At 38.8% G+C, this 13167-nt stretch carries 10 protein-coding genes and 2 rRNA genes; 11 read left to right on the forward strand and 1 reads right to left on the reverse strand.

The features are described from left to right. Positions 1-2326: ribosomal RNA gene (locus tag QZ289_RS06845) — 23S ribosomal RNA — on the forward strand; the annotation flags it as partial. Positions 2327-3023: 697 nt separating this feature from the next. After that, positions 3024-3139, forward strand: a 5S ribosomal RNA gene (gene rrf / locus QZ289_RS06850). A 645-nt stretch (positions 3140-3784) separates the two neighbouring features. Here the strand turns inward: rrf and QZ289_RS06855 are convergent. Further along, on the reverse strand, positions 3785-4213 hold the full coding sequence (locus QZ289_RS06855; protein WP_367260748.1) for a hypothetical protein: 429 nt from the start codon (positions 4211-4213) through the stop codon (positions 3785-3787). A 118-nt stretch (positions 4214-4331) separates the two neighbouring features. On the opposite strand from QZ289_RS06855, the gene QZ289_RS06860 reads away from it, so the two are divergent. The 9 genes from QZ289_RS06860 (at position 4332) to hemN (ending at position 13167) form a co-directional block, all read left to right on the forward strand. Next, positions 4332-5759: an O-antigen ligase family protein gene (locus QZ289_RS06860; RefSeq protein ID WP_295700836.1), complete on the forward strand. Its 1428-nt coding sequence runs from the start codon at positions 4332-4334 to the stop codon at positions 5757-5759. After that, positions 5734-7917, forward strand: coding sequence for a glycosyltransferase (locus tag QZ289_RS06865; protein ID WP_295700838.1), 2184 nt, complete (start codon positions 5734-5736; stop codon positions 7915-7917). Before QZ289_RS06860 ends, QZ289_RS06865 begins: the two co-directional genes overlap by 26 nt. 64 nt (positions 7918-7981) lie before the next feature. Beyond that, entirely contained in the window at positions 7982-8212 is a 231-nt protein-coding gene (locus QZ289_RS06870) for a glycosyltransferase family A protein (protein ID WP_295700840.1), read from the forward strand. Between the two features lie 14 nt (positions 8213-8226). Next, positions 8227-8907, forward strand: a complete 681-nt coding sequence (locus QZ289_RS06875) for a hypothetical protein (protein ID WP_295700843.1) — start codon at positions 8227-8229, stop codon at positions 8905-8907. 248 nt (positions 8908-9155) lie between these two features. Next, entirely contained in the window at positions 9156-9716 is a 561-nt protein-coding gene (locus tag QZ289_RS06880) for a hypothetical protein (protein ID WP_343354245.1), read from the forward strand. A gap of 16 nt (positions 9717-9732) precedes the next feature. Further along, entirely contained in the window at positions 9733-10293 is a 561-nt protein-coding gene (locus tag QZ289_RS06885; RefSeq protein WP_295700848.1) for a hypothetical protein, read from the forward strand. A 69-nt stretch (positions 10294-10362) separates the two neighbouring features. Next, on the forward strand, positions 10363-11346 hold the full coding sequence (gene argF / locus QZ289_RS06890) for an ornithine carbamoyltransferase (protein ID WP_295700852.1): 984 nt from the start codon (positions 10363-10365) through the stop codon (positions 11344-11346). A 2-nt stretch (positions 11347-11348) separates the two neighbouring features. Next, entirely contained in the window at positions 11349-11780 is a 432-nt protein-coding gene (locus QZ289_RS06895) for a DUF2603 domain-containing protein (protein ID WP_295700855.1), read from the forward strand. Between the two features lie 10 nt (positions 11781-11790). After that, positions 11791-13167, forward strand: coding sequence for an oxygen-independent coproporphyrinogen III oxidase (gene hemN / locus QZ289_RS06900; protein WP_295700858.1), 1377 nt, complete (start codon positions 11791-11793; stop codon positions 13165-13167).

A 13167-nucleotide genomic window follows, 5' to 3' on the forward strand; every position in this document is an offset into this window, starting at 1 on the left:
CCTATTGTTTACAAGGGTGATGGACTGCCTTTTGCATAATGATCCTGCGAGTTGTGGTATCTGGCAAGGTTAAGCAAACGCGAAGCCGTAGCGAAAGCGAGTCTGAAAGGGCGTTTAGTCAGATGCTGCAGACCCGAAGCCAAGTGATCTATCCATGGCCAAGTTGAAGCGAGTGTAATAGCTCGTGGAGGACTGAACTCGTGCCCATTGAAACGGGTTGGGATGAGCTGTGGATAGGGGTGAAAGGCCAAACAAACTTGGTGATAGCTGGTTCTCTTCGAAATATATTTAGGTATAGCCTCAAGTGATAGTAATAGGGGGTAGAGCTCTGATTGGGCTAGGGCTGCTCACCGCGGTACCAACCCCTGTCAAACTACGAATACCTATTACCGTATCTTGGGAGTCAGGCGGTGGGTGATAAAATCAATCGTCAAGAGGGAAACAACCCAGACTACCAACTAAGGTCCCAAAGTTCTATTCTAAGTGGAAAATGATGTGAAGTTACTTAGACAACCAGGAGGTTGGCTTAGAAGCAGCCATCCTTTAAAGAAAGCGTAACAGCTCACTGGTCTAGTGATTTTGCGCAGAAAATATAACGGGGCTAAGATAGACACCGAAGTTGTAGATTGTGCTGATGCACAGTGGTAGAAGAGCGTTCGTATCAGCGTTGAAGGCATACCGGTAAGGAGTGCTGGAGCGATGCGAAGTGAGCATGCAGGAATGAGTAGCGATAAAAGTGGTGAGAATCCACTTCGCCGAAAATCTAAGGTTTCCTACGCGATGCTCGTCATCGTAGGGTTAGTCGGGTCCTAAGACAAGTCCGAAAGGGGTAGTCGATGGAAAATTGGTTAATATTCCAATACCAATATTAGTGTGCGATGTGGGGACGCATAGGGTCAAGACAAGCTGACGGATAGAAGTGTCAGTCGAAGGGTGCAAGTTAGGAGATTGGTAAATCCGCTCCCGTATCCCAAACCCAACAGGCGTATCAAAACCTTCGGGTAGCGATATGAATTGTTAAGATCGTCGTGCCAAGAAAAGCCTCTAAGTTTAGCTAATATTGCCCGTACCGCAAACCGACACAGGTAGATGAGATGAGTATTCTAAGGCGCGTGAAAGAACTCTCTTTAAGGAACTCTGCAAACTAACACCGTAAGTTCGCGATAAGGTGTGCCATAGCAATATGGTCTCAGCAAAGAGTCCCTCCCGACTGTTTACCAAAAACACAGCACTTTGCCAACTCGTAAGAGGAAGTATAAGGTGTGACGCCTGCCCGGTGTTCGAAGGTTAAGAGGATTAGTCAGTCGCAAGATAAAGCTATGAATTGAAGCCCGAATAAACGGCGGCCGTAACTATAACGGTCCTAAGGTAGCGAAATTCCTTGTCGGTTAAATACCGACCTGCATGAATGGCGTAACGAGATGGGAGCTGTCTCAAAGAGTGATTCAGTGAAATTGTAGTGGAGGTGAAAATTCCTCCTACCCGCGGCAAGACGGAGAGACCCCGTGGACCTTTACTACAGCTTGGCACTGCCGATGGGAGCATTATGCGCAGCATAGGTGGGAGGCTTTGAAGTCTTCACTCTGGTGGAGATGGAGCCATCGTTGAGATACCACCCTTAATGTTTCTGTCTGCTAACTGGCTTATGTTATCCATAAGCAGGACAATGCCTGGTGGGTAGTTTGACTGGGGCGGTCGCCTCCTAAAAAGTAACGGAGGCTTGCAAAGGTTGGCTCAAAATGGTTGGAAATCATTTGTAGAGTATAATGGCATAAGCCAGCCTGACTGTAAGACAAACAAGTCAAGCAGAGACGAAAGTCGGTCATAGTGATCCGGTGATTCTGTGTGGAAGGGTCATCGCTCAAAGGATAAAAGGTACCCCGGGGATAACAGGCTGATCTCCCCCAAGAGCTCACATCGACGGGGAGGTTTGGCACCTCGATGTCGGCTCATCGCATCCTGGGGCTGGAGCAGGTCCCAAGGGTATGGCTGTTCGCCATTTAAAGCGGTACGCGAGCTGGGTTCAGAACGTCGTGAGACAGTTCGGTCCCTATCTGCCGTGGGCGTAGGAAAGTTGAGGAGATCTGTCCCTAGTACGAGAGGACCGGGATGGACACGCCACTGGTGCACCAGTTGTTCTGCCAAGAGCATCGCTGGGTAGCTACGCGTGGATGTGATAACCGCTGAAAGCATCTAAGCGGGAAGCCAACTCCAAGATAAACTTTCCCTGAAGGTCGCAGCAAGACTAGCTGCTTGATAGGGTAGATGTGTAAGCATAGTAATGTGTTTAGCTGACTACTACTAATAGACCGCTTGGCTTTTTATATAAGGGATACTGCCTTATTGAGTGTATGAGACAATCAATAAACATATCGTGTAATATTTGTAGTGCTTTTAGATTCTATTCTATCTATCAAGTAGATAGAATAGATGGAGAGAAGCAAGAGTAGTTATCTAAAAGGCTTTTAACAATGTATTTCCTTAAAGACTTAAGGAGAGCATAAAAATCTTAAGCTATGATTATCGATTATCAAAGTAAAGATATTTATGGTGAGGCATAAGCTATTATTTTAAGACTAGAGTTAGCTACATTTCTTAACTTTAAGCCTTGAATGTAGTCTTGCTTTTTATAGATAAAGAGAGAAGTGATATATCCTCCTTCATACTCTTACCTCAAAAAGCACTTCATTGCCTACAAAAAGATTGTAAAGCAATCCTTAAAGAAAAATGGAAATAAGAGCATAGATTAATATCTCTATAAGGTATCACAATTCTAAGAGCTTGAATAGTAGAAACCTTGAAGCTTAAAATGCTTTTAAGAATAAGCGCAAGGCTTTGTTCTGCTTCTTAAAGAGAGCAAGGTTTTTTAGAGTGAGAGAATCTCTACAGAGTGAGCAAATCCTCAATAGCACTAAAAAGTTTAGCTTTAAACCTTTATAAAGTAGGGTTGGCTCAATCTTAGCTTTGCTTTAATCTTTTAATAAAGATTAAGCCTTAGTAGCTTATGCTTTTATTTCCCTTTTTCTTGTGTCTATAGAGAGAAGGCAACACCTAGCTCCATTCCGAACCTAGCAGTTAAGCTTCTCTTCGCCGATGATACTGCACTTTTCAAGTGTGGGAATGTAGGTCGATGCAGGGATAGGGGAATACTTCTTTTACTGCTTTCTTAGAGATTTTTTACATTACTATTTTATATTTATACAAATTCCATTTTTAATATATAAAATATTTGCAGAGATTGGGCTTTTTTATTGTAGCCGTATTTGTAATATTGATAAAAGGAGATAAAGCCTAATTGGTTTTACTTTCATAGTGGATTTATAAGGATTAAATTTTTAAAGATTATGGGGTTAAATGCGTAATCTTAAAACTTAAATTTATAAGCGAAAGTAATGTTTTTTATAAGAGAAAAGAGCGTTTTTACTTGGATAGTATGAAGGATTTATAAATAAATTATTTGCTTTTAAGTTGTTGTGAAGATGTGTGGTTTTATATAAAGAATCTTAGAATAAAGTAAAGGCTTTTATTTTTACTTTGTTTATATTTGAATAGGAAATTTATTGAGATAGGTTCTATCTTGTTAAGGTTTTGAACTTTTTGCTTTGAAAATATAAAGGGTTACTTATAATATAGAGTTACTCTTCTTTCCAAATCTCCCCTAAGATAATTGCTTGTATTGTTTTTATTTCTACAAATAGGATAATACAGGTTGTGACTATAAGAGAAAGGAAACCCAAGAAATAATATAGCAAGATAGAGGTTTTTTCATATGCTACAAGGAGTGCTAGTGTGAGGGCAGCAAAAGGAAAGGTAACGCCCACCACGAGATAAAAAATTTGATTTTATAGAAGTTTTTTGCAAGGGCAAAGAGGATAAGGGTAAAAATAACAGCAATGTTTAGAAGAATTTCAGCAAATAAATCAAATTCTCCATTGTTGATTCTAAGATAACCTAGCATTGCAACAGCAGGAGGAGCGATAAAAATAGCAAGTGTGGGGAGAAATTTTTGGGCTAACATTCCGTGAAAAATAATGCGATTAAATAAAATTGCCGTAAGGATAATCCAAAAAAAGATTCCTAAGGAAAAGAAAAACATCAAGAGAGTGTGATTGGCAAATCCTACCCCAGCCGTTGTTACAAGGAGATTCCCAACAACGGGAATAAACCAAGCAGGATTAGAATGCGCAAATTCTATATCTTTGTAGTAACAGATTTTGCTTCACTGAAACAAGTAAAAGGTGCAGTGAGTAGATTTAATGGTATTGTCTAAAGTATGTTAAAATCCGCTCCCTATTTCCTTAAGAGAAAATGTTATCTTCAGAGGGGGGTTTGTGCTGCATTATATTAAACGATACAATCAAGAAATAGCCCTTGGGTTTTTTGCCACAGGAATGCTTTTTTATGCTTTGGGGATAACAAGCTTTGGTAAGGGCTTTGCGATACAGACTTTTATCCATATAGGTGGATTGCTTTTTATTATTTATAATTATCGCTCTTTTAGTGTGAGAACTTGGCGCATTTTGATGCTACCTATTATCTGCTTTAGTATCGTAGCTATTTTGGGGCTTTTGACAATCTTTGATGATGTGTGGCAACGCAAGGTATCGGTTGTTCTTAAAGCCATCAATCAAAATATTATTGGGATTTTTGTTTTATTTGTCATAATGTTTTTGTATGCGATGTATGCTAGATTCAAAAATGTTTTATATTTCTTGTGTTTTTTTGCCTTGCTTTGTTTGGTTGAAGTCTGCTCTACAATTTACCTGGGTGTAAGTAATGGATTTTTTAAGGGCGCCAATAATGTGCCTTATTTTTTTAAGGCAATTTTTACCTATAATCTCTGGCTTCTTGCGCCTATGGCAATATCTCTAGCAGCTGTGATGGTATGCAAAAAGCCTGTCTTCAAACTTTTAGGAGTTTGTGGCATTATTCTTACCTTTATCGCTATGCTTGCTAATGGTGAACGTAGCTTTATTGTAACATTTGTATGTATGCTTTTTGTGCCCTTTATTTTGTGGCATTATAAGCATAAAATGCAAATTGCCTTAGGCACATTTAGCGTAATTATCTTATGTATTGTAGGGTTTTATCATGTATCTAAGGACTTGCCTCTACGATATAATTTTGCCCATATGCTTGATAATTTTTTGGTCGTATGGCAGAGCTCTCCTGCTGAAATGGGGCAATTTGATGAGGCGTGTTTTGATATAAAGCAAAAATGGCTTCGATGTGCAGAGGAGAGCTTAGTCGTGGGCAAAAATGAGATTAGCATAGAGCATTCTGCCCTCTCACGTATCAATATGAGTAAATCCACATTTTTAGCCGTGCTTGATGAGCCATTTAAGCCTCACATTGTAGGAGTTTTTCAGGTAGGTGAGTATCTTTGGCATTATTATAATCGTAAGAATCCTCAAAATCGCTCATATATTGTGCTCGATGATCAAGCAAATAAAAATGCAAATGGTTACAATAGTCCCCATAATTTTGCCATAAGCTTACTTTTCTGTTATGGAATCATAGGCTTTTTGTGTATTGTAGCCTTTCAGGGGTTTTTGCTTTATAGCGCAAAGAAAAGTATAAAGCAAAAAAATGTTTTTGTAGCATTTTGGGGATTAGTTTTAGGGATTTTTGTCATTGGGATATGCGCCCAAAGTTTATTTGATGTGTTCTATACTGTTATCTTGCAGCCCATGTTTATCATATTTGGTATATTGGCAGGATTAGGATGGAGAGATGAGAATCTTACTTACCATAGGTGATATAAGTATTACAGGTGGAGCAGAGCGTGTAGTAGTTAATCTTGCTCATGCTTTTATGCAGAATGGCTATGATGTAGAGCTATTAAGCTTTTTTCAGGCAAATGCGATGTTGCCTTATGAGATAGATTCGCGCATTCCTCTGCATATATGGCAAACAGAAGCGGAATCTGTTTTTAATAAGAGAATGTGTGCGAATATATTTTCAAAGACATATTATAAGAATTTCCACAAAATAATGCTTAATATACACATTCATGGGTGCTTTAGGGATTTTGATGTCGTTATTGCCAATGATAATATCTATATGCCTTTTTTGAAGCATAAGCAGACTTCTTATATAAAAATTATTCATCTTAATTTTAGTAAATATCATAGGCGCAATACTTTCTTTCACACTCTCATTATCCTCTCCTCACGCGAGCAATCTATATGGGAGCAATACCATAGGCATATCAAAGTGATACCTAACTTTCTCCCTACTATCCCCACACAAAGTGCTTTGTCCACACAGCATAGAATCATATCAGTAGGCAGAATGGATAGGGGTGATCAAAAAGGCTTTTTACGATTGCTGGATATTTGGGCAATAGTGCAAGATTCTATTAAATTGCACTATCCACATCTACAATCGTGGCAACTAATAATTGTGGGCAGTGGGGATTTAAAAGAAGTAATAGAATTGAAAATCAAACAACTCCACTTAGCAGATTCTATAATTCTTAAGCCCTTTGCCAAAGACATAGAGAGTGAATATTTAAGCGCAAGCATTTATGCAATGGCAAGTTATTTTGAAGGCTTTGGTATGGTATTAGCAGAGGCAAGTTCTTATACTTTGCCTTGTATAGCTTTTGATGTGAAAACCGGACCAAGTGATATTATTGATGATGGCAAGAGTGGTTATCTTATCAAAGATAATGACTTGCAAGACTATGCTAATAAGCTTATAGCCCTTATGGATAGTGAATCTTTACGCAAAGATATGGGTAAAAATGCAAAAGCAAAAATGCAAGAACAATTTAGTAAAGAAGCCATTATGCCACTATGGGAGCAAATACTTAAAGGTTGTCCACAGCAAAAGCCTTTGATAGCAGAAAGTAGCATTGAGAAGCCACATCAAGTATCGCATATTCATTTTTACATCATTATCCCTTTATATAATGTAGAAAATTATATAAAGCGATGTTTGGAATCGCTGTATACTCAAAGCTATGAGCGTTTTACTGCTATTATTATTAACGATGGCAGTATAGACAAAAGCGCAGAGATAGCCGCTGCCTGTGTAGCTGAAGATAAGCGTTTTATCCTACATCATCAAAGCAATCAAGGCTTATCTATGGCGCGCAATAAAGGCTTAGATCTAGTAAAAGAGCTAGAGAATGCTCAAGATAGGGCATATCAAAGCCATATAGTTTTTTTAGATTCCGATGATTATTTAGAATCTAATGCCCTAGGGCGTATGGCTCATATACTAGAAGCGCATAATGCTGATGTACTAGTAGAGAGTGCCATTAAGACAAGAGACCCTCTTAGTGATGAGATTTTACCCTCTACATATAGTGTCTTTCCTCCTCACGTTGAGGGGTTATACACGCCCCATACGCTTATTCAAAGCATAGGTAATAAATGTCTTGCTACTAATGCCTGCACATTTATTCTTAATGCTAAGTTTCTTTTTGCGAGTAATATTCGCTTTGTGCCATATATTTTGTATGAAGATATTGCCTTTTGCACACAAATAATCTTAGCTGCACAAAGCATTTATGTCGATAATGCTCACGTGTATAACTATGTGCTTTCACCTGATTCTATAATGAGAGCTACCCCCTCGCCTAATGCACGTATGAGACAGGCTAATAGTTATTTTACTCTTTTACAAATGTTTGTGGCATATAAGGAGCAAAGTGATGATGAGATTTTTAAAAGCCACTATCATAATACCTGCATAATCATTGTTAAAAAGCTTATGCGCTCCCTACAATTTATAGGCTATAAGGTGGGATTTAGCAAAGCAGATTTAAAGCCCTATCTGCCTTATATAAGGGGTAAATATCGCTTCTGCTATCATTTTCCTAGAATCTATGGTATCCCTAAACGTATTCGTCTTTTTATTACTCATTTTTTACGCTCTATATTAAACAATAAGGACAAAAGACTATGAGTAGTCATATACATTTTATATCATTATCCCCCTATATAATGCAGAACGTTACATCAAACGATGTTTGAAGTCTATCAAGTCTCAAACCTATAGAGATTTCACCGCTATTATTATTAACGATGGCAGCACCGATAAAAGCATAGAGATAGCGACTGCTTGTATCAAAGATGATAAGCGTTTTATCCTTTTATCTCAAGATAATCAGGGGCAATCTATAGCAAGAAATAAAGCCTTAGAGATGGTGCGTGATATGCCCCCCCCCCATTTGCTAAAAGCCATTATATATACTTTGTAGATGCTGATGATTACTTGGAATCTAATGCTTTAGAACATATTACAAAAATTTTAGAGCAGTATAAAGTCGATGTGCTTGTAGAGAGCAGCATTACTGCACGAGACGCACAAAGCAATGAGATTGTCCCATTTGATTATAGTGTGTTTCCTCAACATATCAAGGGTTTATACACGCCTCACACGCTGATACAATCTTTGGGGGAGGAGCGGCATATCGCTACTACTTGCGCATTTGTTGTTAATGTTGATTTTTTGATTGCTTCGCGCATTAGTTTTATACCCTCTATTGTTTATGAGGATCTTGCCTTTTGCACACAAGTTACCCTTGCTGCACAAAGCATTTATGTCGATAATGCTCACGTGTATAACTATGTGCTTTCGCCAGATTCAACGATGAGAGCCAAACCTTCCTTCCAGACATACGCCAAGCAAACCGATAGTCTCTTTGTGCTTTTACAAACCTTTGTAGTCCTTGAAAGACAAAGCACAGATATGATTTTTAAAGATTTTTATCACCACGTTTGTTTAGATAGGGCTAAGAAGCTTATGCAATCTTTGCAGTTTATAGGCTATAAGGCGGGATTTAGCAAAGCAGATTTAAAGCCCTATCTGCCTTATATAAGGGGTAAATATCGCTTCTGCTATCATTTCCCTAGAATCTATGGTATCCCTAAACGTATTCGTCTTGTGTTGTAAGGATTGATACATTCTCTTTTCTCACACATATAGTTCTAACCTACTAAAAATATGGAACACTACTTGCTTTTTAGTTTTGTGAAATTTAATTCAAAGGATTGAATATGAAAAATAGTTTGCTTAAAAGTTCGATGGTTGCAGGTTTTGCCATATTTACATTAAGTGGATGTGGAGATTTGCTCAATGTTGGGAGCGATTCAAATGGATCGGCAAATGGCTTAATCCCTCCAAGTGCAAGTAATCAACCGATGTATGCACCCATTCAAGCACCTACATATCCACCAATGGCAGGGTATAATACAAATCCTAATCTTATATCTCGCCCTGTAAGTCCTAATCAAAGAGTAAATACGCTTGTGGTAGAGAAGGTTGAAATGCCCGGATTAAATAGAGATAGCCTTGAGCCACGTTTTGAGCGAGATAATGACTATATTGGGCAAAATGATGGCATTCCTAATTCGCCTATCCTCACACCAGAGAATGAAATTACCCTGAGTGCAGTGGGTATAGGTGTATCACCTGAAAATTCTCTCTCTCCATCACAGGCTTTTGCAATGGCAAAGAGAGCGGCGATTGTCGATGCGTATCGTCAAATCGGTGAAAAAATGTATGGTATTAGAGTGAATGCGCAAGATACCGTGCGTGATATGATGCTTCAAAGTTCCACTGTGAAAACAAAAGTGCAGGCTCTTATCCGCAATGCAGAGATTCTTGAAACTGTGTATAAAGATGGCTTGTGCCAGGTAAATATGGAATTAAAGCTTGATGGTAGAATCTGGCATAGGATTTTATCCAATGGACGTGCATAATCTATGGACAGTATGAATGTTTGATATTTTTAAGCGATTATTTTTAGGAAGTGCCTTAGTGCTACTTCCTTTTTTTTTAGCTTCTTGTGCATTGCTTGAGAGCAATTTTGAAGCAGCAGATTCAGAACATGAGCCTCCTGTATTAGAACCTACAAAGTTTAAAATTCTTCTTATTGATACCCCACGTGTGAAATTTTATGATTTTGCTTCTTTTAAGCAGAATAGTCTCAATAAAAAACTTACTATCGACCTTTATAAGCTAGGCAAGGTGATAAATACTATTGTAATATCGCCAAAAGAAGTGTGCATACAGAAGGAATGTACTTCAAAATGGGTAGCTGCAAAAGGTTTCTTTGGGAGTGTAAGCTATCCCAATCTATTTAGCGATATTTTGAGTGCAAGGGATATATTTGATGGAGAGGGCAAACGCGTGGCTAATGATGGCACATTTGTGCAGTGGTTTGTGCGGGGTGGACAGGAATTTTACTATGAGCGCAAAAAAAACAGAGTGCTTTTCAAAAACCTTACTCTTAATATCACAATAGGTATTGAAGATTATATTGTGCCAAAAAATTAAGAAATTGATATTTTCTTAGTGAATTTTAGATACAATCGCGCTTTTATCTTTTGTGCTTTGGGACGAATGATGAGACATTTTCTTACTTTGAATGATTTTAACAAAGATGAATTACTTGCAATGCTTGATACAGCATTAGAGCTAAAGGCTCAAACATTGCAAGGCAATATGCCCCTTTACCTTAAGGGTAAAGTATTAGCAATGATTTTTGAGAAAAGCTCTACTCGCACACGAGTAAGCTTTGAAAGCGGTATGTATCAGCTTGGGGGACACGGCATTTTCCTCTCTCATAAAGATATACAATTAGGGCGTGGAGAGCCTATTAAAGATACGGCACGTGTGATTAGTTCAATGGTCGATATGGTGATGATGCGCACAGGCGAACACAAAAGATTAGAAGAATTTGCCGCATATTCCTCTGTGCCACTTATTAATGGCTTGAGTGATGATTTTCACCCCGTGCAGCTTATTGCCGATTATCTCACAATGATAGAATGTGGAATCTATATGCCTCATCAAAGCCCCTTGTATCCACAGCAAGGTAAGACAGGTGAAGCCCCGATTGTAGCTTATATAGGTGATGGGAATAATATATCGCATTCTTGGATTAATCTTGCAGCAATTCTTGGCTTCGAATTACGTATAGCCACCCCCGCAGAATATGCTCCTAAGGCAGAGATTGTAGCACAAGCCCAAGCATTATGCAAAGATAGCGGAGGTAAAATCATCATTAGCACAAGCCCAAAAAATGCACTAGAGGGGGTAAATGTCGTAGTTACTGATACTTGGGCGTCAATGGGGCAAGAATCGAAAAAAGAGACGCGAAAGAAGGCTTTCGCAGGATTCTGCGTGGATAGTGAGCTAATGAAATATGCGCAAAAAGAGGCTATATTTTTGCATTGCCTCCCTGCATATCGGGGACAGGAAGTAAGCGAAGAGGTGATTGAAGGCGCACAAAGCCGTGTGTTTGAAGAAGCGCAAAATCGCCTACACGCGCAAAAAGGCATTATGCTTTATTTAGCAAAAATGAATAATATTCCTTTGAGTAGGTGATTATGAAACCAGTAGAACAAGATAAATGGCTTAATAGCTCAAGTGAGAATCTAGGCATATTGCGTAAATTAGAAGACGATACAATGCTTTTAGCTATGGAAAGAGGCGGATTCTCAAAAGAGGATTTGTCATTTTTGCGTGATGATGAGGGTGAGGAATATGTGGTATTCCCTCAAAAGCTTTTTGTGCGGTTGCTTACCCGAATTAGAAACATTCAAGAAGAAAAGCTCATTATGAAACTCGAAAAAGATATTATCTCACAAATGCCTATTGATTTTGATGATGTGATGGTGGTAGCAAAAAATATTTTAGAATCCTTGCGTTTGAGCGATGGTAGCCTACCTGAAATCAATACCGCCCTACTTGCCAAGGATATTAAAAAGAAATATCCTAATTTATTTTTTAATCTTGATTATTTACGTAAATCTAAATAGGGAGTAAAATTTGAGTGAAAAGATCGATTTTAGCGCATTTGTGAAGTATTCAAAATCAGCCCCTCGCTACACGAGTTACCCTACTGCTGTGGAGTTTAAGCCCTCTTGGAATGAAACTTCTTATATTCAAGCCCTTAAACGTGCCAATAGTTCATCGCTCCCACTTTCACTTTATGTGCATTTACCCTTTTGCCGCTCGGCTTGTTATTTTTGTGGTTGTAATGTCGTCTATACGAGTAAAGAAGAGCGCAAAGGGCGTTATATCCAATATCTCAAAAAAGAGCTTGAGATTCTAAGAGATGTAATAGATACGCAACGTGAGGTGGTGCAGCTCCACTTTGGAGGTGGCACACCGACATTTTTTAATGCCAATGAACTGCAAGAAGTGATAAGCCTTTTGCGTGGGACTTTTACACATTTTTCTCCTCAAGCGGAAGTGAGCTGCGAAGTCGACCCTCGATTTTTTGTCAAAGCACAAATGCAGGTTTTAAAGGATAATGGCTTTAATCGCTTAAGTTTTGGGGTGCAGGATTTTGATGAAAAAGTGCAAGAAGCCATACACAGAAAGCAAGATGTGGCTATCGTGGAAAATGCTATATCTTTGGCACGTGAGTTTGGCATTCACTCCGTGAATTTTGATCTCATCTATGGACTGCCCTTTCAAAATGAGCAGAGTTTCGCCCATACGCTTAAGCAGGTGGTGAATCTTAAGCCCGATAGGTTAGCGATTTTTAACTACGCGCATTTACCTTGGCTCAAAAAAACGATGCGTAAAATTGATGAAACCACTTTGCCTAATCCCGTTCAAAAGCTGGAGATTCTTAAAAACACCATTGCTTTTTTGCAAAGCTGCGATTATGCGATGATTGGTATGGACCATTTTGCCAAAAAGAGCGATGAGCTCTACTTAGCAAAGCTTAGTCATCAGTTAAGGCGCAATTTTCAGGGCTACACTACGCGTGGATTCTCTCAAACCATAGGCATTGGGCTTACAAGTATTAGTGAGGGAATGGATTATTACTCGCAAAATTATAAAGATATGGCAGCTTATGAATCTGCACTTGATTCAGGGAGGCTACCTGTGGAGCGAGGTGTGGGGCTTACAGAAGAGGATATTTTGCGCAAAGAAGTGATTATGGGGCTTATGAATAATCTCTGCCTTGATTTTGCCATTATTGAATCAAAGTTTCATATCGATTTTAAGGCGCATTTTGCTAATGAATTAGAATCCTTGCGTGAATATGAGGAAGTAGGGCTTATAAATATCACGCCACAGGGCATTTACACCTCATCTACAGGCGGTATGCTTATACGCAATATCGCTATGGCATTTGATGCTTATCTTGCTGCTCAAAGCGATTCTAAACGTTTTAGCAAAACCATTTAG

The organism is uncultured Helicobacter sp., assembly GCF_910577135.1.
Lineage (GTDB): Bacteria > Campylobacterota > Campylobacteria > Campylobacterales > Helicobacteraceae > Helicobacter_C > Helicobacter_C mastomyrinus.

Excerpts from the sequence above, each read along its gene's own strand:
- QZ289_RS06865 (WP_295700838.1), top strand. The coding sequence starts at position 5,734 with ATGAGAATCTTACTTACCATAGGTGATATAAGTATTACAGGTGGAGCA.
- QZ289_RS06880 (WP_343354245.1), top strand. The coding sequence starts at position 9,156 with ATGTATGCACCCATTCAAGCACCTACATATCCACCAATGGCAGGGTAT.
- QZ289_RS06885 (WP_295700848.1), top strand. The coding sequence starts at position 9,733 with ATGTTTGATATTTTTAAGCGATTATTTTTAGGAAGTGCCTTAGTGCTA.
- argF (WP_295700852.1), top strand. The coding sequence starts at position 10,363 with ATGAGACATTTTCTTACTTTGAATGATTTTAACAAAGATGAATTACTT.
- QZ289_RS06895 (WP_295700855.1), top strand. The coding sequence starts at position 11,349 with ATGAAACCAGTAGAACAAGATAAATGGCTTAATAGCTCAAGTGAGAAT.